The following is a 19,708-nucleotide window of genomic DNA, read 5'->3' as shown; positions in this document are numbered from 1 at the left end:
GGCTGGCGGCATGCACGAAGCAGATCCATGCCCAGCGTGGACGGCTGTTCAGCGGTTCTTGATGCCAATCGCAGGGCACCCTGCGATGATGTCGGGAACCCGTGCCGTCCTGCGCCGGTCAAAGGCCCCCATGAACCTGCCACCGCCGATGCCCGAAACCGTCTCGCCGCCGCCCGCGCCGGCCACCTCCCGCCTGCATGCGGCGTTCACCCAGCTGCGCGACGCGCTGTCGGCCGAGATCGTCGGCCAGGCGGCACTGGTCGAACGCCTGCTGATTGCATTGTTGGCCGACGGCCATCTGCTGGTGGAGGGCGCGCCGGGCCTGGCCAAGACCACGGCGATCCGTGCACTGGCCTCGCGCCTGGAAGCAGACTTTGCCCGCGTGCAGTTCACCCCCGACCTGCTGCCGGCCGACCTCACCGGCACCGAGATCTGGCGCCCGCAGGAGGGCCGCTTCGAGTTCGTGCCCGGCCCGATCTTCCACCCGATCCTGCTGGCCGACGAGATCAACCGGGCACCGGCCAAGGTGCAGTCGGCGCTGCTGGAGGCCATGGGCGAGCGCCAGGTCACGGTTGGCCGCCATACCTATGCGCTGCCGCCGCTGTTCCTGGTGATGGCCACGCAGAACCCGATCGAGCAGGAGGGCACCTTCCCGCTGCCGGAAGCGCAGCTGGACCGTTTCCTGATGCATGTGCGCATCGGTTACCCGGACCAGGCCGCCGAATCGGAAATCCTGCGGCTGGCCCGTGAGCGTGCCCGTGGTGCATTGGGCGAGGCTGCGCCGGCGCCGGACAAGATGCCGATGCAGGACGTGTTCGACGCCCGCCGCGAAGTGCTGGACCTGCACATGGCACCGGCACTGGAGCGCTACCTGATCGAACTGGTGCTGGCCTCGCGCGATCCCGCGCGCTACGACGCCGGCCTCGGCCGCCGCATCGCCTGGGGGGCAAGCCCGCGCGGTTCCATCGCACTGGAGCGCTGTGCCCGTGCGCGGGCGTGGCTGGCCGGCCGTGACTTCGTCACGCCCGACGACGTGCGTGCAGTCGCCGCCGACGTGCTGCGCCATCGCGTGCTGCCCAGCTATGAAGCCACCGCCGAGGGCTGGGACGGCGAGCGCCTGGTGCAGGAGCTGCTGGCCCGGGTGCCGGCACCCTGAGCCTGCGCATGACCGATCCATCCCTGGAACAGGCACCGTCCGCGCTCGAAGGTGACGGGCTGCGCCCGCAGCTGGCCGAACTGGTCGCGCTACGGCGGCTGGCACAGCGTCCTCCGCCGCCGCGCCGGGGCCGCACCGGCAACGCGGGCCAGGCACCGTCCCAACTGCGCGGCCGCGGCATGGAATACGCCGAGTCGCGCGAATATGTAGCTGGCGACGACGCGCGCCACATCGATTGGCGCGTGACTGCGCGCACCGGCCGCGCCCATACCAAATTGTTCCAGGCCGAGCGCGAGCGGGTCAGCCTGATCGTGGCCGATACGTCGCCGGCGCTGTACTTCGGCACGCGCGTGCGCTTCAAATCGGTACAGGCCGCCCGTGCCGGTGCGGTTGCCGCGTGGTCGGCGCAGCGCCGCGGCGACCGCGTGGGTGCGCTGCGCGGCAGTGACCGCGAAGCGCCGATTGCCCCTGCGGGCGGGCCACGCGGCGTGCTGCGCGTGCTCGACGCGCTGACCCGCTGGTATGCACAGCCGCCGGTCGACGATCTGGGCCTGGCGCGTGCACTGGATCATGCCGGTCGCGTGCTGCGCCCGGGGGCACGCATGCTGGTGCTGGCCGATCCGCAGCAGGCCATCCGCATTTCGCCCGCGCGCTGGAGCGCGCTGGCCCAGCATCACGATCTCAGCCTGGTGCTGCTGGTTGATCCACTGGAACTGCATCCCCCCTCGGCGGCGCTGCAGTTCCAGACCGCACAGCAGCGCATCGGCCTCGACCTGCGCCGCAGTGAAGTGCAGGCGCATTGGCAGGCACACTTCGTCGAACCGCTGCAGGAACTGCGGCGCCAGCTCGGCGCACGCCGTGTCGATGTGCAGGTGCTGTCCACCGATGCGCCCAGCGACGCGTGGCTGGCGCCATCACCGACCGAGGTGCCGGCGTGAGCGCCGCGCTGCCGCTGCGCGATGTGCAGTTGCCACCGGCACCTTCATGGTGGCCGCCTGCCCCCGGTTACCTGATGGTCGGCGCGGCGGTTGTGCTGGTGCTGTTGGTGATCGCCGTGCTGATGTGGCGGCGTCGCCGTCGCCGCCAGCGTTGGTTGCAGCTGTTCGATAGCGAACTGGCAGCCACCACCGACGCTGCGGCCGAACTGGCGGCCATTGCCGGATTGCTGCGCCGTGCCGCACGCCGTGCAAAGCCGGGCAGTGAATCGCTGCGCGATGATGCCTGGTGGCAGCGTGTAGACCCGCAGGGCACGTTGCCCGATGCGCGTCGCAGCCTGCTGGCCGAAGGCGCGTATCGCCCACGCGTCGACAGCAACGACGTGGCGGCCGTGCGCAGCTGGGCCCGCGAGCGCTATCTGGCGATGCTGCTGGAGCGCCGCCGATGAACCTCTGGACGACCTATTGGCCATGGCCGGACCTGCAGCTGGCATGGCCACTGGCATTGCTCGCGCTGCCGTTGCCGTTGCTGATGCGCTGGTGGAAGCGCCGTGCAGAACCGGGCGCCGCGCTGCGTGTGCCGTACGCCGCCGCCGAGCTCGAAGCGCTGTCCGGTGGGGGCCGCGTCGACGTGTCGTGGCTGCGCACGCTGCTGCTATGGCTGGGCTGGTGCGCGCTGTGCATCGCGCTGGCACGGCCGCAGCAGCTGGGCGAAGCCATCACGCCGCCGCAGCAGGGCCGGCAGATGATGCTGGCGATGGACGTGTCCGGCAGCATGGGCGAGGGTGACATGGTGCTGGGAGCCCAGGCGGTTGATCGCCTCACCGCGGCCAAGGCCGTGCTGGCCGACTTCCTGGATCGTCGTGCCGGCGACCGCGTCGGCCTGCTGATTTTCGGTGATCGCGCCTACACGCTTACGCCGCTTACCGCAGACCTGGCCAGCGTGCGCGATCAGCTGCGCGACAGCGTGGTCGGCCTGGCCGGGCGCGAGACCGCCATCGGTGATGCCATCGGCCTGGCAGTGAAGCGCCTGCGCAGCCAGCCGGAGGGACAGCGCGTGCTGATCCTGTTGACCGATGGTGTCAGCAACGCCGGTGTGCTGGAGCCGCTGCGCGCCGCGGAAGTCGCGCGCGCCGAAGGCGTGCGCATCCACACGGTTGCATTCGGCGGCGATGGCAGCATGCGCCTGTTTGGTATCCCGATTTCCACCGACCAGGATCCGGTCGATGAGGCCACCCTGAAGAAGATCGCCAGCATGACCGGTGGCCAGTTCTTCCGCGCGCGTGACACCGCGCAGCTGGCCGGGATCTACGCCGAGCTCGATCGCCTGGAGCCGGTCGCCGCGAAGGGGCCGAGCCTGCGTCCGCGCGAAGAACGCTATGCCTGGCCGTTGGGGCTGGCGTTGCTGCTGGGCGTGCTGGCCTGGCTGTGGCCGGAGCGTCGCCGATGATCGCGTTTGCTTCGAATCTCCCCGATTGGAGCGCATTGCACTTCCTGCGACCGGAGTGGTTGTGGGCGCTGCTGGCGTTGCCCCTGATCCTCGCGCTCGCGGTGTACCGGCAGCGACGCAGTGATGCGTGGCGGCAGGCGGTGGACGCACACCTGTTGCCACATCTGCTGGCCGCGGGCGCGAAGCGGCGAGTGCGCCTGCCATGGGCGCTGCTGCTGGGCTGGACACTGGCATCGCTGGCCATGGCCGGGCCGAGCTGGCGCCAGCAGGCACAACCGATGTTCCAGGCCAGCGCACCGCTGCTGGTGGTGCTGGACCTGTCCAGCCGGATCACGGCAACCGATCTTCCGCCGTCGCGCCTGCTGCAGGCGCGGGCGAAAGTGGGCGAGCTGCTGCGCGCGCGCCAGGGCGGGCAGGTGGGGCTGGTGGTGTATGCCGATGATGCCTACACCGTGGCGCCGCTGACCGACGACGGCAGCAATGTTGCGTTGTATCTGGATGCGCTGTCGCCGGACGTGATGCCGCGTGATGGCCAGCGTGCCGACCGCGGCATCGACTGGGCGACACGCTTGATGCGGCAGATCGGCGCGTTGCAGGGGCAGATCCTGCTGGTCAGCGATCAGGCGGACAGCGAAGCTGCACTGGCGGCGGCGCAGGCACGCAGCCTGGGCCTGCAGGTGTCGGTGCTGGGCCTGGGCACGCCTGCCGGTGCGGCGTACCGCGATAGCAATGGGCAGATCCGCCAGGCCGCGCTGGATGAGGGCAGCCTGCGTGCAGTCGCCACTGCCGGTGGCGGCCGCTATGCGCGCATCTCTGCCGATGACAGCGATCTGCGTGCGCTCGGTGTACTCGACGCGCGCGACGGCACGGCGGCGCAGCGGCCGGGCGAAGGCAAGCAGTGGCGTGACGAAGGCTTCTGGTTGCTGCCGCCGGTGATGCTGCTGGCATTGCTGGCCTTCCGCCGTCGCGCGGTGCTGGCCGCGGTGCTCGCGGTGGGTCTGCTGCCGTGGATGAATGACGCGCAGGCGCAGGCCCCTGCGACGCCTGTCTCGCAGCCGGCGCAGGGCACGCTGTGGAAGCGCAGCGACCAGCTGCAGCATCAACGCCTGGCCGAGGGGGTTCAGGCCTACCGCAAGGGCGACTTCGCCACTGCACGCAGACAGTTCGAAGGCATCGACAGCGACGCCGGTTGGTACAACCTGGCTAACACGCTTGCACGCGAAGGCAACTACGACGAAGCGATCGCCGCCTACGACCGCGCACTGGCGCTGCATCCGGGCATGGCCGATGCAGTGGCCAACCGCGCCGTGGTCGATGCCGCACGCAAGCGCAGGCCATCCGGGGGCGGCCAAGGCCAGGATCAACAGAAGCCACCGCAGAACGGGCAGCAGAAACAACCGCAGGGCCCGCAGGGCCAACAGAACCCACAGGGACAGCCGAAGCAGGGCCAGCAGCAACCCGGCCAGGGCCAGCCGCCGTCGGGCCAGCAGGGCCAGCCCAAGGCGGGTGACAACAACGCGCAGTCGGAGCCTCAGCCTGGCGAACGTGGCCGCGATGGCCAGCAGGCACCACCGCAGGTGGAAGATGCCAAGGCGCAGGCGCAGGCCGATGAACAGCAGCGCCAGCGCATGCAGCAGGCGATGCAGCAGGCACGCGAGGGTGAGGCCGGCAAGGGGGGCAAGCCAGTGCCGGGTGGTGAGGGCCGCACGCCGCGCCAGCGCGAGGAGCAACAGGCGGTGGAGGCATGGATGCGGCGTGTGCCGGATGATCCGGGCGCATTGCTGCGGGCCAAGTTCCAGCTGGAAAACGAACGCAGGAAGAGGGAAGGGCGATGACGCGGTCGATCAACATGCACGGGCACTGGCCTCGACAGGTACTGGCGGCGCTGCTGTTGTGGCTGCCGCTGCTGGCCTGGGCGCAGCCGCGCGCGTGGCTGGACCGCGACCGCATCGCGATGGGCGACACGGTCACGCTCAATGTCGAGAGCGACCAGGGCGCCCCTGACTTCACGCCATTGCGCACCGACTTCGACCTGAGCGGGCAGACCAGCAGCCGCCAGGTGGAATGGAGCAATGGCAGCATGCAGCAGCGCAACCTGTATGGCGTGGCGCTGACACCACGACGTAGTGGTGCGCTGGTGGTACCGGGCCTGCAGGTGGGCAGTGTGCGCACCGCACCGCTGACGCTGCAGGTCGATGCGGCCGCCGTGGCGGGGCCCGACAGCAATGCGATGGCCTTCATCGAAACCGTTGTCGATGACGATACGCCGTATGTGCAGCAGAGCGTGGGCGTGGTGGTGCGGCTGTACTTCGCCTCGCAGCTGGCCTCCGGCGAGCTGGTGCTGGATACCCCGGCGGGCGCGTCGTTGCAGCGTGTGGGCGACGACCGCACCGATGTACGCCAGGTCAACGGGCGCCGCTACAACGTGGTCGAACGGCGTTTCCTGCTGATCCCCGAGCGCAGCGGCGCGTTGCGCCTGGCCGGTGCCCGTTTCAGTGGGCGCAGTGCGGGTGGCTTCTTCGACGACTTCTTCGGCGGTGGCGATGGCCGCATGAATGCCACCGGCGCAGACCGCACGCTGCAGGTGCAGGCACAGCCGGCGCAGGCCCCGCAGCCGTGGCTGCCACTGCAGAGCCTGCAGCTGCGCTACACCAGTGCGCCGACCAGTGCCCGCACCGGTGAGGCCGCCAACGTGGTGGTCGAAGCGGTTGCCGAAGGCGCGACGCGCGCGCAGTTCACCGACCTGCCGGTGCCGGATGTCGGCACCAATGCGCAGGTGTTCGCCGAACCGGCACAGTACGAAGAGACCTTCAACGGCAGCACGCCGCGCCTGAAGATCACCCGCCGCTATTCGATCGTGCCGCGCCAGCCGGGTTCGCTGGTGGTGCCGGGGCCGCGCCTGCCCTGGTGGGATGTGCGTAACGGCAAGGCGCAGGAGGCGAAGCTGCCGGACCTGACGCTGGCCGTCGCGGCCGGCACCGGCACTGCCTCACCGGCGCCATTGCCGCCGATCGACACCGATGCCGCGCTGCCGGGCGCCGATGGCCAGGACAGCCGCATCGCCGCGACCGATCCGCGTGCCAGCGGCCTGTCCGAGCGTCCGTGGCCGTGGATGGCGGCGGCCATCGGCCTGGCGTTGCTGTGGCTGCTGACTCTCCTGTGGGGCTGGCAGCGAGGTCGGCGCCCGCGCGCAGTGGCGCCTGTAGCGGGCAAGCCCTCTGTGCCGACTGCGGCGGGCGGGCGTGCCGGCCTGGCAGAACTGCGCCGCGCGCTGGATGGCGAGGGCTTCGACCAGGTGGAAGCACAGCTGTGTGCGATGGCTGGTGTGGAACGCATCGAGCAGGTCATCGCGCGGCTTGGGGATGCAGCCCAGCGTCAAGTGCTACAGGACCTGCAGCAGGCGCGGTGGGGCGGGCAGGGGGATCTGGCGCCGCTGCGCACGCGCCTGCGCGAGGTCTTCCGTGACGGACCGCACTGGTCGGCGGCTGCGGGCACCGCCGACACTGACCTGGCGCCGCTGTATCCGCCGCGGCGAACCTGAACCGGCGCCGCTTGCGCGCTTTGTTAGAGTGCATTCATTTTTCGAGGAAACCCGCGTATGACAGCAGCTGCTGCCGACAAGAAGAAGTTGCCCCTGCATTGGAAGATGGGCATCGGCTTTGCGATCGGCCTGGTCCTGGGACTGATCGTGCACGCCCTGGGCGGCAGCGTCGATGGTCTGCAGGCTGGTGCCAAGTGGGTAATGGACTACGTCACCACCCCGGCGTCGGGCCTGTTCCTCAACCTGATCTTCATGCTGATCGTGCCGCTGATCTTCTCGGCGCTGATCATGGGCGTGTCGGAGATGGGCGACATCCGCGCCCTCGGCCGCATCGGCTGGAAGACCCTGGCCTACACCGTGCTGCTGTCCGGCATCGCGGTGGGCATCGGCCTGGTGCTGGTCAACCTGCTCAAGCCGGGCGCGGGCGTCGATCCGCAGACTGCGGCACTGATGCTCTCGGAGAACGCCGAGCGCAGCAAGGAAATCGTCGCTGGCATCCACGGCACGCCGAAGGGCATGGACATGCTGCTGTCGATCGTGCCGAGCAACGTGCTGCAGGCCGCGTCGGACAACGGCGCGATCCTGTCGCTGATGTTCTTCGCGCTGATGTTCGGCATCGGCATGGTGCTGACCGACAATGAAAAGGTTGCCCCGCTGCGCCGCGCCATCGAAGGCGTGTTCGAAATCTCGATGACCCTGATCAACCTGGTCATCCGCCTGGCCCCTTATGCGGTGGCCTGCTTCATGTTCAACCTGGCCGCGCTGTTCGGCTTCGAGCTGATCATCCGCCTGGGTGCCTATGTGGGCGTGGTGGTGCTGGCGCTGGGCCTGCACATGATCGTGACCTACGGTACCGCGGTGTGGCTGTCCGGCCGCTCGCCGCTGTCGTTCTTCCGCGATACCCAGGAAGCAACGGTGATGGCGTTCTCCACCGCCTCCAGCAATGCCACCCTGCCGACCGCGCTGCGCGTGGCCGACCAGATGGGCCTGCCGCAGCGCGTGTCGCGCTTCGTGCTGACCGTGGGTGCCACCGCCAACCAGAACGGCACCGCGCTGTTCGAGGGCGTGACGGTGATCTTCCTGGCCCAGTTCTTCGGCGTTGACCTGAGCATCGGCCAGCAGATCATGGTGATGGCGGTCTGCATCCTCGGTGGCATCGGTACCGCCGGCGTGCCGTCGGGATCGCTGCCGGTGGTGGCGATGATCTGCGCGATGGTCGGTGTGAATCCGCTGGGCATCGGCCTGATCCTGGGCGTGAATCACTTCCTGGACATGTGCCGTACCGCGCTGAACGTGACCGGCGACCTGGCCCTGACCACGCTGGTGGCCAAGGGCGAGTCGCACGATGGCCCGGCCCTGGGTCCGCAGCAGGACTGAGTCCAACGCCACTGCTGGCGACCTGATCGGGGTCGGATTCCTTTCCGCAGGGAAAGGGCTCCGACCCCTTTCACATGCGGAATCCGGCGGAGATCATGACGTGCCGGCCAGCGGCCGGCACGACCGGGCAAGGTGAACTGACCCCCCGCCCGGCGACTATGGGACAATAGGCCGCCCGCACGTCCGCGGCCGCCTCCCGATTCCGACAGAACCATGACGCAGCCTACCCGTCGCCAGTTGGCCAACGCCATCCGCTTCCTTGCCGCCGATGCGGTTGAAACCGCAAAGTCCGGCCACCCCGGCATGCCCATGGGCATGGCCGACATCGCCGAAGTCCTCTGGAACGACTACCTCCGCCATAACCCGAGCAACCCGCACTGGTTCAACCGCGACCGTTTCGTGCTGTCCAACGGCCACGGTTCGATGCTGCAGTACGCGCTGCTGCACCTGAGCGGCTACGACCTGCCGATCGAGCAGCTGAAGCTGTTCCGCCAGCTGGGCAGCCACACCGCCGGTCACCCGGAACGCCACGAGACCCCGGGCGTGGAGACCACCACCGGCCCGCTGGGCCAGGGTTTCGCCAATGCCGTGGGCTTCGCCCTGGCCGAGAAGCTGCTGGCACAGCGCTTCAACCGTCCGGAGCTGGAAGTGGTCGACCACCGCACCTGGGTGTTCATGGGCGATGGCTGCCTGATGGAAGGCGTGTCGCATGAAGCCGCTTCGCTGGCCGGCACCTGGGGCCTGCACAAGCTGGTCTGCTTCTGGGACAACAACCACATCTCCATCGACGGCAACGTCGAGGGCTGGTTCACCGACAACACCCCGGAGCGTTTCGAGGCCTATGGCTGGAACGTGGTCCGCGACGTCGATGGCCATGACCCGGACAGCATCAAGGCCGGCATCGAGGCCGCGCTGTCGCAGAGCGACAAGCCGACCCTGATCTGCTGCCGCACCACCATCGGGTTTGGTTCGCCGAACAAGGCGGGCAAGGAATCCAGCCACGGCGCACCGCTGGGCAAGGACGAGCTGGAAGCCACCCGCAAGCAGCTGGGCTGGGAATACGGTCCGTTCGAGATCCCGCAGGCGATCTACGACGGCTGGCGCGCCAATGGCGCCGGCACCCTGCGTCAGGCCGAGTGGGAACAGCTGTTCGACAAGTACGCCAGCCAGTACCCGGCTGAAGCAGCCGAACTGACCCGCCGCTCGCATGGCGAACTGCCGGCCGACTTCGTTGCCAAGGCCGATGCGTACATCGCCCAGGTGGCCGCGGAAGGCCCGACGATCGCCTCGCGCAAGGCGTCGCAGCTGGCCATCGAAGCCTATGCCCCGCTGCTGCCGGAAATCGTCGGCGGTTCGGCCGACCTGGCGCACTCCAACCTGACCCTGTGGAAGGGCAGCAAATCGGTTGCCAGCGACGACGCCAACGCCAACTACGTGTATTACGGCGTGCGCGAGTTCGGCATGACCGCCATTGCCAACGGCCTGGCCCTGCACGGTGGCTTCATTCCGTTCGACGCCACCTTCCTGGTGTTCAGCGACTACGCCCGCAACGGCGTGCGCATGAGCGCGCTGATCCCGGCGCACGCCATCCACGTCTACACCCACGACTCGATCGGCCTGGGCGAAGACGGCCCGACCCACCAGCCGGTGGAGCACCTGGCCTCGCTGCGCTACATCCCGAACAACGACGTGTGGCGTCCGTGCGATGCGGTCGAGTCGGCGGTGAGCTGGAAGGCCGCGATCACCCGCCAGGACGGCCCGAGCTGCCTGGTGTTCAGCCGCCAGAACCTGCCGCACCAGCCGCGCAGCGCCGAGCAGATCGCGCAGATCGAGCGCGGCGGTTACGTGCTGGCCGATGCCGCCGGTACCCCGGATGTGATCCTGATCGCCACCGGTTCGGAAGTCTCGCTGGCCACCGAAGCCAAGGCCCAGCTGGATGCGGCTGGTCTCAAGACCCGCGTGGTCTCGATGCCGTCCACCGACGTGTTCCTGCGCCAGGATGCGGCCTACCGTGAATCGGTGCTGCCGAACGCCGTGCGCAAGCGCGTGGCCGTGGAAGCCGGCGTCACCGGTTTCTGGCGCCAGTTCGTCGGCCTGGACGGTGCCGTGATCGGTATCGACACCTTCGGTGCCTCCGCCCCGGCCGACCAGCTGTACAAGCACTTCGGCATCACCACCGCGCACGTGGTGGAAGCCGCCAAGGCGCTGTAAGCAGCATCGCGACGTAATGAGGAAAGGCCGGCGCAAGCCGGCCTTTTCTTTGCCGCAGGAAAAAGGGGACGGAGGGGATTAAGTCGTTTGTGCACAAACGACTTAATCCCCTCCGTCCCCTTTTCTCAGGCGGTGCGCGCCAGTGCCAGCCGCAGCAGGCGCGCGTCCAGGCGTTCGGCGAAATCCTTCGGTGCCTGCAGGCCCATGCGCTGCAGGTACACCGCATCGCCGTCGCCGGCCGGTTGCCGTAGTGCTGCCCAGACGGTACGCAGCTTGTCGCCGCGGGTCTGCGTATTGGCCTTCAGCCACGCCAGCGCTTTCACCAGCACCTGCTCGATCTCGTTGAAGTCACTGCCCAGCGGATAGTCCGGCAGGCTGCCATCGGCGCGGAACGGGGCCAGCGCCGCTGTCAGCGCCTGCGGCGTATTGCGCTGCTGCCGCTGCGGATCCGGTTGCGCGACCGCCAGCAGTTTGCGCGAGGCGTGCGCCTGCTGCAGCAGGCCGCCCTGGAACGGGGCCTCGGTGATTGCGGTCATCGCATGCACGCAGTCCTCGTCGGTCAGTCCGCGCAGGTCGGCAATGCCGTATTCGTTGAGGTAGATGTCGCGCAGGTGGCGCGGAATGGTGGTGTGCCCGTAGTTCCAGCGCACGTTGGATTCACGTCGGCCCTTGTCATCGCGCGCGGCGCGGAACATCAGCACGCTGCGGGCTTCCGGCAGGGCATGTGCCATCGCCACGAAGTTGTACTGGCCGCCCACACCGGATACCACGCGTCCATCGTCCAGCGCGTCGGACACCGCCGCGCCCAGCGCGGTGGCCATCATGCAGGAGTTGAAGAAGCGCGCATGGCGGCGCTGCAGGCGTTCCAGCGTTTCGTTGCCGCCGTACAGCTGGTTGATCTCGCTGATGCGGCGCATGCCGATCGCACGGCACTCGTCCTCTGGCAGCGTGCGCAGCCACTCGTAGAATTCCGGCGAGCCCAGGTAGAACGCGCCGTGCAGGTACTCACCTTCGGCCGCCAGTGTGGCGTGGTCGATCGACAGCGTGCTGCCGTTCTCGATGCGCTGCATCAGCGCCAGGTCATCGTGTACCTTGCGCTTGATCACCCCGGTCTGCACCAGCCTGCGGAAGCCCTCGTTGAGCATCTCGCTGCAGCCGTACAGACCCACTTCGAACGGGTCCACGCCGCCGATCTCCTGCACCAGCGGGTGGCTGGCCAGCTGCGGATCCAGCGCGTGCAGCACGCGGCGGTAGCGCGCGTTGTCGGTGTGGCGCAGCACCAGCGCATGGCTGAGCGCGTCGGCCAGCGTACCGATGCCGATCTGCAGCGTGCCGCCATCGCGCACCAGCGTGCTGGCGTACAGGCCGATGGCGTAGTCGGCATCGCCGACCGGCTGCCGCGGCAGCCCGAACAGCGCCGGGTACGGCGGCGGTGGGGTGATCACCAGATCGAAGAACGAGACATCGACCGTGGCCGAGCCGCCCAGGTAGGGCAACTGGGGATCGATCTCGGCAATCAGCAGCGGACGCGGCAGGCCACGTGCGGTCATCGCGTCCAGCGTGTCCTGGGTGATGTCGTTGTTGCACGACAGGGAAAGCCGGCGGTCGTTCGGGCGCATCGCCACTTTCTGCACGATCACCTGTGGCGCGCGCTGCGCCACCGCATCGGCGGCGTGGGTGTAGTTCAGGCTGGTATAGCTGGACTGCGCCTGGCGCGACCCGAGCAGGGCGCCGGACTGCATGTAGAACTCTTCCACCTGCACATGTGCAGGCAACGCGTCGCGCGCGATCGCATCGGCATAGGCCAGGCGCGGGAAGTCGTCGCCGAAATGGCGCTGCGCGAACGGTGCCAGGAAGCGGGCTTCCAGGCCGTTGCCCCGCGCCTTCGGCGGATTCAGCGACAGCGCGGTATACAGCTGCAGCGGCCGCGACGGATCGTGCTCGACGCGCGCGTAGAGGGCATTGAGCAGCCGATGCGGCTTGCCCAGTGCCAGCGGTGCCCCGATCCGCAGCGGCCCGTCCACGCGCGCAAACAACCAGTCGACGGCGGCGTCCAGGTCGGTGAGGTGTTCGGTCATGCGCGGCGGTCCTGCGTCGGGGGAGTGCGGGCATTACAGCATGTCGGGCTTGAACCGCCGTCGACGCGAGACTTCCGCGCCGGCCACCATGAACTGCCCATCGCCGCGGTAATGCACCGTGCGCGGCAGTTTCGGCCGGGGCGCAACATGGGCGTGCACGATTTCCCAGATGAACAGATTGCTCGCTGCCACCTGGCTGTCGTCGTACAGGCGGCATTCGAAGCACGAATGGCATTGGCCGACCAGTGGCGCGCCGACCTCACGCGCGGGCAGTGCGTCGAGCCCGAAACGGGCGAACTTGTCGACCTCGCGGCCGCTGCAGTTGCCGATGTCCACCACGGTATCGAGCAGCTCCACCCCGGGCACGTTGATCACGCACTCGCCGCTGCCGCGCGCCAACGCGTGGCTGTGGTTTGCGTCCCACAGGTAGGTGGCGACCAGTGAAGGCGAGAAGCCCATGACCATGTGCCAGCCCATCGTCATCAGGTTGCGCTGGCCGCGCCATGCCGTGCTGACCAGCACGATCGGGCCGGGTTCGAGGAAGCGGCGGGCCTGCTCGACCGGGAAATCCTTCTTCGGCAGTGCTTTCATCCGGGGCCAGGGGCGGGAGGAACCGATGCTGGCGCAGCCGGGATGAACCCGGAGTCGAGGGGCTTGACAGGCAGTTCGATTACGCGCGTAATCAATTTGTCGATTACGGATGTAAACCATGACCCCGATCAGCGAAGCCGAAGCCGTCGTGATGGAGGTGCTGTGGCAGCAGGCACCGCGTAGTGCCGATGACGTGGTGGCCGCGCTGGCCCATCGCGACTGGGCCGAGCCGACCATCAAGACCCTGCTCAACCGCCTGCTGACCAAGGGCGCGATCACTGCCGAGCGCGATGGACGGCGTTACCTGTACCGGCCGCTGCTGCAGCGACAGGCGTGGGTGGAGGCGCAGAGCCAGGACTTCATCGGCCGTGTCTTCGAAGGGCGCGTGGCGCCGCTGGTCGCGCACTTCAGCGAACGCGGCCAGCTGAGCGCGCAGGACATCGCCGAACTGAAGAAGCTGATCCAGGAGCTGGACCATGACTGAGCTGCTCGACGGACTGTGGCGGGCCAGCTTGTGGCTGGCCGTGGGTGTGGCCCTGCTGGCGGTGCTGCGACCGCTGCTGGTGCGGTTGGGGGGCGCTGGGCTGGCCTACCGCAGCTGGTGGCTGCTGCCGCTGCTGCTGGTGGCCCTGACGCTGCCATTGCCACAGGTTGCGGTGTTGCAGCAGGTACCCACGCTGCCGCTGAAAGTGATGCCCGGTGCCCTCGATGCCCTGAGCGGGCCCTCGCTGCCATGGGCCGGGCTGTTGTTCGCGCTGTGGGCATTGGGCGCGGGCATCCGCCTGTTGCGCGACCTGCACGCACAACATCGTTTCGAACGGAGCATGGGCCCACTGACGCCGCGCACCGATGGCAGCTGGCAGGCCAGCGGCGATCCCGGCTTGCCCGCGCTGGTTGGCCTGTGGCGCCCACGCATCGTGGTTGGTCCCGACTTCGACCTGCAGTTCACCGCACAGGAACAGAGCTTGATCCTGCAGCACGAGCGCAGCCATCACCGTCATGGCGATCACTGGGCCAACGGTGCGCTGCTGCTGGTGCGCGCGGTGTTCTGGTTCCACCCGCTTCTGCCGTGGGCTGCGGGCCGCTTCCTGCGCGACCAGGAACTGGCCTGCGATGCCCGCACCATGGCCCCGCAGCCGGCGCTGCGCGGCCTCTACGCCAGCACGCTGCTGAAGGCGCAGCTGGTCCACCCGGTTGCGCCAGCGGTCTGCCATTGGCGCAGCCAACCCGTGTTGAAGGAGCGTATCGCCATGTTGAAGCAGTCCAAGCGGAAGGCATTGCCGTGGGTGTCCGGGCAGGTGCTGGTGGTCGGGTTGTGTGTGGGCATGGGCGCGGTGGCATGGGCCAGCCAGGGCGGCGCGGTTGGGAGCCCGGGGATCGGTGTCGAGCCGTTCGAGCACGCTGAAGAAGATGCGGCCAAGGCTGGGCTGGACCGTCCGATCCAGATCGACAGGATGCCACCGCCGTCCTATCCAAAATCCGCGTTCGAGCAGCGCCAGGTAGGTGTGGTGAACCTGCGCGTGGAGGTGGATGCGCAGGGGCGTCCCAGCGATGTCCGCGTGCTCAGTGCCACCAATCCGGGCGTGTTCGATGCGGTGTCGATCGCTGCGGCACGCAGCTGGACCTATCGGCCGGCGATGAAGAACGGTAAGCCGGTTGCAGCGGCGGTGAAGATTCCGATCACGTTCGCCATGGACAACACCGAGGACACCCAATGAAGTCCGCTGCGCTGATCATGGCGGCAGCGCTGCTGGTCGGGTGTGCGAGCCAGGACCGCCTGACCACGGTGGATACCCGCAGCGAAAATGTCGGCCACCAGCGCCTGCAGCCGCAGGCGGGCAGCGGCGGTGGACAGTCGCAGGTGTATTCGCTGGGTGCGACCGAAGGCTACCGGATGCCCCAGCTGTACGCGGCACCGGACCCGGAGGTTGGCGATCGTGACCCGCGCGCGGAACTGGCGCCGACCACGATCTGCCTGCAGGTGGTGGTTGATGCCAATGGCGCCGTGGAGCGAAGCCTGCCATTGACCGATCGTCCGGAGTGCGCGGCAGGTGCTGCGGGCGAGAATGCGCCCCTGCTGCAGGCTGCCCAGGAAGCCGTAGCGATGTGGAAGTACTCGTCCGCAGCGGTCTGCCACTTCGCGGCGGGCAAGGTGCCTGCCGACCGCGGTGACTGCCGGGGCGCCGAGCGCGTCGAGCCGGTAGCGGTCACCCTGCAGTACGCCTTCACGTTCGAGATCGTGAAGGGCCAGCACGTGGTGCGGATGCAGGGAAAATGAACACTGGCGGTCCGCGATGGAAACCGATGGCGCCGGGCTCTGCCCGGCGTATGTCAGGCCCCGCCTTGGATATTGGCCTTTACCGCAGGCTGCATCAGCTTCGGTTCTTCCAACGTCGCATCGCGGGCCTGGCGCACGCTGACGAACTCCGCCTCGGCCACGCCGTCGTGCACGTGGATGTTGTGCGCGCGCTGTTCACCGATGGTAGTTTCGTTGGCGAAGTCGCGGCCGCCCGGGCCGTAGTCGTGGCAGACGAACACGCGGGTGGCATCCGGCAGGGCCAGCAGGCGCTGGATCGAGCGGTACAGCTGTGCGGCATCACCGCCGGGGAAGTCGCAGCGGGCAGTGCCGCCGTCGGGCATGAACAGCGAGTCGCCAGTGAACAGCGCATCGTCGATCAGGTAGGCGATGCTGTCGCTGGTGTGGCCAGGCACGGCGATCACCTGGCAGCGCAGTTCGCCCAAAGTGAAGGTCTCGCCGTCACTGAACAGGTGGTCGAAGATTTCATCGGCGCCCGGAAGCTGCAGGCCATAGCGTGGCGCAAACGTCGCCTGCACCGCACGGATGCCTTCACCGATGGCCAGCGTGGCCTGCGGAAAGCGCTGCTTGAGCCGGCGCCCGGCCGACACATGGTCGGCGTGGGCATGGGTCTCCAGCAGCCAGCGCAGCTGCAGGCCCTGTTGTTCGATGGCCTGTAATGCCGCGCGCAGCGGTGATTCGCTGCTGGCGTCGGTGTCCGGGTCGTAGTCCAGGACCGGATCGATCAGCGCCGCCTCGCCGCTGGCCGGGTCGCTGACCAGGTAGCTGAAGGTGTTGCTGTCACGGTGGAAGAACGACTGCACCTGGACCGGCATTGGAGCTCTCCTCAGCGCGTGCCGAGCACGCGGTTCAGCAACTGCGCCAGGTTTTCACCGGCCAGCCGCAGCTGCGCTTCGGCCAGCGGCCGGTAGCGCTCGGTGTACTCGTCACCGATTTTACGCGAGGCCGGATAAACGCCAGCTTGCATGGAGATGCGGCAGCTGGCCTCGGCCCAGACCTGCGGGTCGCGCTGCGGGTTGGACTGGCGCGCCAGCTTCGGTGCGCGCTGGCTCTGCAGCACCGGCAGGTAGCCGGCATCGTCCAGCTTGCGGGTGTTGAGCATGCCGCTGTCCCACAGCGAGTGCAGGTTGGTACCGCGGTTGCCGAACTGCAGCTGGAAATCATTGCCGCCCTTGTCGTGGGCGTAGCCGGCGTGCATCGGCTGGTGGATGTCGCCGACCAGGTGCACGACGAACTTCAGCGCCTGCAGGCGCTCGCCGTCAGTCAGGCTGCGGTCGCCCAGAATGGCGCTCTGCGCCTTGAGGGCTTCGACGATGCAGTTGCCGTTCCTGCAGTGCTTCGGTGCTTCGTAGTGGCAGTCGTCTTCGGCAATGTTGACGTAGTGCCAGCCGGCCGAGCGACGGCCCAGGCCCGGGTCCTTGGCGCGCAGCTGGTCGGCCCAGGGCGCGATGCTGGCCAGGGTGGCGTCCGGTTCGGTGGCCAGCAGGCGGTCCACTTCGGCGCGGGCGGCGGGGGTGAGGCGGGCGTCGGCGACTTCGGCGACAAGGCGGTGGCCTTGCGCGCCCCAGGCATGGGCAGGGGCGGAGACGGACAGCAGGGCCGGCGCCAGGGCGGCGGCGAGGAACAGGGAGTGCAGGGCTTTCATGCGCCCATTCTAGCGGGGTAGGTGGATTGAAGAGCGGCGCGTTCCTGTTCCGAAGTGGAAGCGTAGAGGGAGGGGCGGCGGGACACGCCGTAAATCCGTCCTTGGAGGAGGCTCGATGGCGCCATCCATGCCGCCAACGGTCCCGCCGCCCCTCCCTCTGCGCTCCCCTCCAAACATGGCCGCGGAGGCGGATGCAAACGTCAAATGCAACATCAAAAACAAATGCAGGATCAAAATCGGCCTCCTGCAATTACAGGCAATCACTGCGCCTCGGATGCACGGGTTCTGCTCTTGCCTTTGCTTGAGCTGGTACGCACGCGGTGATGGGAAGGGGCAAGGCGGGGAGCGGAGCCGGGACCGTTGGCGCCATGGATGGCGCCATCGAGCCCCCAGGGATGGGTTTACGGCGTGTCCCGGCTCCGCTCCCTGCCTTGCCCCAGCTCCGGAACCGCTTCAGTCCCAGGCACAAAAAAGCCCCGGCAATTACCGGGGCAACATGCTGCGAGGGCTTTGCGTGTAGCGGGGGAGCGGGGGCGAAGCCCCCGCGCCCAATACACCGCTTTAGAACTTGAAGACGTACGAAGCGCCGTAGACCAGCGGATCGATGTTGACCGTGCCGATCTTCTCGCCGTTCAACTTCACCTTGCTGTCGATGTCGATCCAGCGCATGTCCACGCGCAGGGCGCCCTTCTCGCCGATCGCAAAGTCCACGCCGGCGTGTGCGGCCAGGCCCCACGAATCCTGCAGCTTCAGCTTGCTGCCGGCCAGCGCACCCGTAGTGTCTTCGCTGAAGAAGGTGGTGTAGTTCAGGCCGGCGCCGACGAACGGCGACACCTTGCCCTTGCTGTTGAAGTGGTACTGCAGGGTGACCACCGGCGGCAGCTGCTTGGTGCTGCCGACGCGGCCCAGGCCGTTGATGTTGATGTCGTGCTTGAACGGCAGCGCGGCCAGCACTTCGATGCCCAGGTTGTCGGCGATGAAGTACTCGCCGGTGATGGTCGGCTTGACGTCATTGTCGACGTCGACCTTCAGGGTGCCGCCGGCCAGCCAGCCGTTGTTCGACTTCGGCGCCACCTGGTGCACGCCGGCCGAGACGGTCCAGTCGCCCTTGGACTGGGCCATGGCCGGGGCGGCGGCGAGCGACAGGGCGGCGGCCAGGCTGGCCACGATCAGGGGGGAGGTCTTGCGCATGGGGGTGTTCTCGTTGCTGGGTGGATGGCGACAGTCTCGGCCTCACGCCGCGCTAACGCTTTGATCCGGATCAAATCCTGTCCGTGGGCCGGCCGGCGGTCCCGGCTGGCCCACGGTGGCCAGCGGCGGTTTGCTAGACTTGTGGGCCCTATCCATCCCGCCGCACCTGTCGCGGCCGCAGGAGCTTGAGAAATGGCAATCAAGGTTGGTATCAACGGTTTCGGTCGCATCGGGCGTAACGTCCTGCGCTCGGCGGTGCTGAACTTCGGCGACGACATCGAAATCGTGGCCATCAACGATCTGCTGGAGCCGGACTACCTGGCGTACATGCTCAAGTACGACTCCGTGCACGGCCGCTTCAAGGCCGACGTGGCGGTGCAGGGCAACGACCTGCTGGTCAACGGCAAGAAGATCCGCCTCACCCAGGAGCGCGATCCGGCCAACCTGAAGTGGAACGAAGTGGACGTGGACGTGGTGATCGAGTCCACCGGCCTGTTCCTGACCAAGGAAACCGCGCAGAAGCACATCGATGCGGGCGCGAAGAAGGTCATCATGTCGGCGCCGTCGAAGGACGACACCCCGATGTTCGTCTACGGCGTGAACGACAAGACCTACGCCGGCCAGGCGATCATCTCCAACGCGTCGTGCACCACCAACTGCCTGGCCCCGCTGGCCAAGGTCATCAATGACAAGTGGGGCATCAAGCGCGGCCTGATGACCACCGTGCACGCGGCGACCGCCACCCAGAAGACCGTTGACGGCCCGTCCAACAAGGACTGGCGCGGCGGTCGTGGCATCCTGGAGAACATCATCCCGTCGTCCACCGGTGCGGCCAAGGCCGTCGGCGTGGTCATCCCGGAACTGAACAAGAAGCTGACCGGCATGAGCTTCCGCGTCCCGACTTCGGACGTGTCGGTGGTCGACCTGACCGTCGAGCTGGAAAAGGAAGCCACCTACGCCGAGATCTGCGCTGAAGTGAAGGCACAGAGCGAAGGCCCGCTGAAGGGCATCCTGGGCTACACCGAAGACAAGGTGGTGGCCACCGATTTCCGTGGCGAGACCTGCACCTCGGTGTTCGACGCCGAAGCCGGCATCGCCCTGGATGGCACCTTCGTCAAGCTGGTCACCTGGTACGACAACGAGTGGGGCTACTCGAACAAGTGCCTGGAAATGGCCAAGGTCGTCGCCGCCAAGTAAGGCCGGCGAGCAGCGCGCG

Annotated in this window: 17 protein-coding genes; 12 read left to right on the top strand and 5 right to left on the bottom strand. The window is 68.0% G+C overall.

Annotated elements, in window-relative coordinates; all coding sequences use genetic code 11:
- Window positions 1–130: 130 nt before the first annotated feature.
- The 8 genes from AC5P7A_RS13195 to tkt all read left to right on the top strand — a co-directional run bounded on the left by AC5P7A_RS13195 (window position 131) and on the right by tkt (window position 10,670).
- Complete coding sequence (locus AC5P7A_RS13195) at window positions 131–1,156, top strand: AAA family ATPase (protein WP_014648255.1); 1,026 nt, start codon at window positions 131–133, stop codon at window positions 1,154–1,156.
- 8 nt (window positions 1,157–1,164) lie between these two features.
- Window positions 1,165–2,094 (top strand): DUF58 domain-containing protein, encoded by a 930-nt coding sequence (locus tag AC5P7A_RS13190; RefSeq protein WP_134809232.1) that lies wholly within the window; start codon window positions 1,165–1,167, stop codon window positions 2,092–2,094.
- Window positions 2,091–2,540 carry a DUF4381 family protein gene (locus tag AC5P7A_RS13185; RefSeq protein ID WP_032962172.1) on the top strand — a complete coding sequence of 150 codons (450 nt, stop codon included), beginning with the start codon at window positions 2,091–2,093 and terminating at the stop codon, window positions 2,538–2,540. The genes AC5P7A_RS13190 and AC5P7A_RS13185 overlap by 4 nt, the downstream gene beginning before the upstream one ends.
- Window positions 2,537–3,541 (top strand): vWA domain-containing protein, encoded by a 1,005-nt coding sequence (locus tag AC5P7A_RS13180; RefSeq protein ID WP_014648252.1) that lies wholly within the window; start codon window positions 2,537–2,539, stop codon window positions 3,539–3,541. The genes AC5P7A_RS13185 and AC5P7A_RS13180 overlap by 4 nt, the downstream gene beginning before the upstream one ends.
- A complete protein-coding gene (locus AC5P7A_RS13175; RefSeq protein ID WP_495220198.1) occupies window positions 3,538–5,376 on the top strand; it encodes a VWA domain-containing protein in 1,839 nt (612 codons plus the stop codon). Before AC5P7A_RS13180 ends, AC5P7A_RS13175 begins: the two co-directional genes overlap by 4 nt.
- Window positions 5,373–7,082, top strand: coding sequence for a BatD family protein (locus tag AC5P7A_RS13170; RefSeq protein WP_142235233.1), 1,710 nt, complete (start codon window positions 5,373–5,375; stop codon window positions 7,080–7,082). Before AC5P7A_RS13175 ends, AC5P7A_RS13170 begins: the two co-directional genes overlap by 4 nt.
- Window positions 7,083–7,139: 57 nt before the next feature.
- A complete protein-coding gene (locus AC5P7A_RS13165) occupies window positions 7,140–8,459 on the top strand; it encodes a dicarboxylate/amino acid:cation symporter (RefSeq protein ID WP_014648249.1) in 1,320 nt (439 codons plus the stop codon).
- 213 nt (window positions 8,460–8,672) lie between these two features.
- Window positions 8,673–10,670 carry a transketolase gene (tkt, locus tag AC5P7A_RS13160; protein ID WP_014648248.1) on the top strand — a complete coding sequence of 666 codons (1,998 nt, stop codon included), beginning with the start codon at window positions 8,673–8,675 and terminating at the stop codon, window positions 10,668–10,670.
- Between the two features lie 125 nt (window positions 10,671–10,795).
- On the opposite strand, the gene AC5P7A_RS13155 is transcribed toward tkt, so the two are convergent.
- Complete coding sequence (locus tag AC5P7A_RS13155; protein ID WP_111206043.1) at window positions 10,796–12,748, bottom strand: acetyl-CoA hydrolase/transferase C-terminal domain-containing protein; 1,953 nt, start codon at window positions 12,746–12,748, stop codon at window positions 10,796–10,798.
- A 33-nt stretch (window positions 12,749–12,781) separates the two neighbouring features.
- Window positions 12,782–13,339 (bottom strand): flavin reductase family protein, encoded by a 558-nt coding sequence (locus AC5P7A_RS13150; RefSeq protein ID WP_014648245.1) that lies wholly within the window; start codon window positions 13,337–13,339, stop codon window positions 12,782–12,784.
- Between the two features lie 118 nt (window positions 13,340–13,457).
- Here AC5P7A_RS13150 and AC5P7A_RS13145 point away from each other — a divergent pair, with 118 nt between their 5' ends.
- From AC5P7A_RS13145 to AC5P7A_RS13135, 3 genes are read left to right on the top strand one after another with little or no spacing between them, the layout of a single operon-like run.
- Window positions 13,458–13,823 (top strand): BlaI/MecI/CopY family transcriptional regulator, encoded by a 366-nt coding sequence (locus tag AC5P7A_RS13145; RefSeq protein ID WP_014648244.1) that lies wholly within the window; start codon window positions 13,458–13,460, stop codon window positions 13,821–13,823.
- Complete coding sequence (locus AC5P7A_RS13140; protein ID WP_111206044.1) at window positions 13,816–15,057, top strand: M56 family metallopeptidase; 1,242 nt, start codon at window positions 13,816–13,818, stop codon at window positions 15,055–15,057. Before AC5P7A_RS13145 ends, AC5P7A_RS13140 begins: the two co-directional genes overlap by 8 nt.
- The gene (locus tag AC5P7A_RS13135) at window positions 15,054–15,617 is read left to right on the top strand and encodes a hypothetical protein (RefSeq protein ID WP_014648242.1); all 564 of its coding nucleotides are present in this window, start codon (window positions 15,054–15,056) and stop codon (window positions 15,615–15,617) included. The genes AC5P7A_RS13140 and AC5P7A_RS13135 overlap by 4 nt, the downstream gene beginning before the upstream one ends.
- A 53-nt stretch (window positions 15,618–15,670) precedes the next feature.
- On the opposite strand, the gene AC5P7A_RS13130 is transcribed toward AC5P7A_RS13135, so the two are convergent.
- From AC5P7A_RS13130 to AC5P7A_RS13120, 3 genes are all read right to left on the bottom strand, one after another.
- On the bottom strand, window positions 15,671–16,471 hold the full coding sequence (locus AC5P7A_RS13130; RefSeq protein ID WP_014648241.1) for an MBL fold metallo-hydrolase: 801 nt from the start codon (window positions 16,469–16,471) through the stop codon (window positions 15,671–15,673).
- Between the two features lie 11 nt (window positions 16,472–16,482).
- Window positions 16,483–17,301, bottom strand: a complete 819-nt coding sequence (locus AC5P7A_RS13125) for a S1/P1 nuclease (protein ID WP_049440438.1) — start codon at window positions 17,299–17,301, stop codon at window positions 16,483–16,485.
- A 561-nt stretch (window positions 17,302–17,862) separates the two neighbouring features.
- On the bottom strand, window positions 17,863–18,492 hold the full coding sequence (locus AC5P7A_RS13120; RefSeq protein ID WP_014648239.1) for an OmpW/AlkL family protein: 630 nt from the start codon (window positions 18,490–18,492) through the stop codon (window positions 17,863–17,865).
- 192 nt (window positions 18,493–18,684) lie between these two features.
- On the opposite strand from AC5P7A_RS13120, the gene gap reads away from it, so the two are divergent.
- Window positions 18,685–19,689, top strand: coding sequence for a type I glyceraldehyde-3-phosphate dehydrogenase (gap, locus tag AC5P7A_RS13115; RefSeq protein ID WP_065200483.1), 1,005 nt, complete (start codon window positions 18,685–18,687; stop codon window positions 19,687–19,689).
- The last annotated feature ends 19 nt before the right edge of the window (window positions 19,690–19,708 follow it).

It is taken from the genome of Stenotrophomonas sp. YJH_SMC_65, from assembly GCF_059369475.1.
This window is presented reverse-complemented; position numbering and strand designations above follow the sequence as displayed.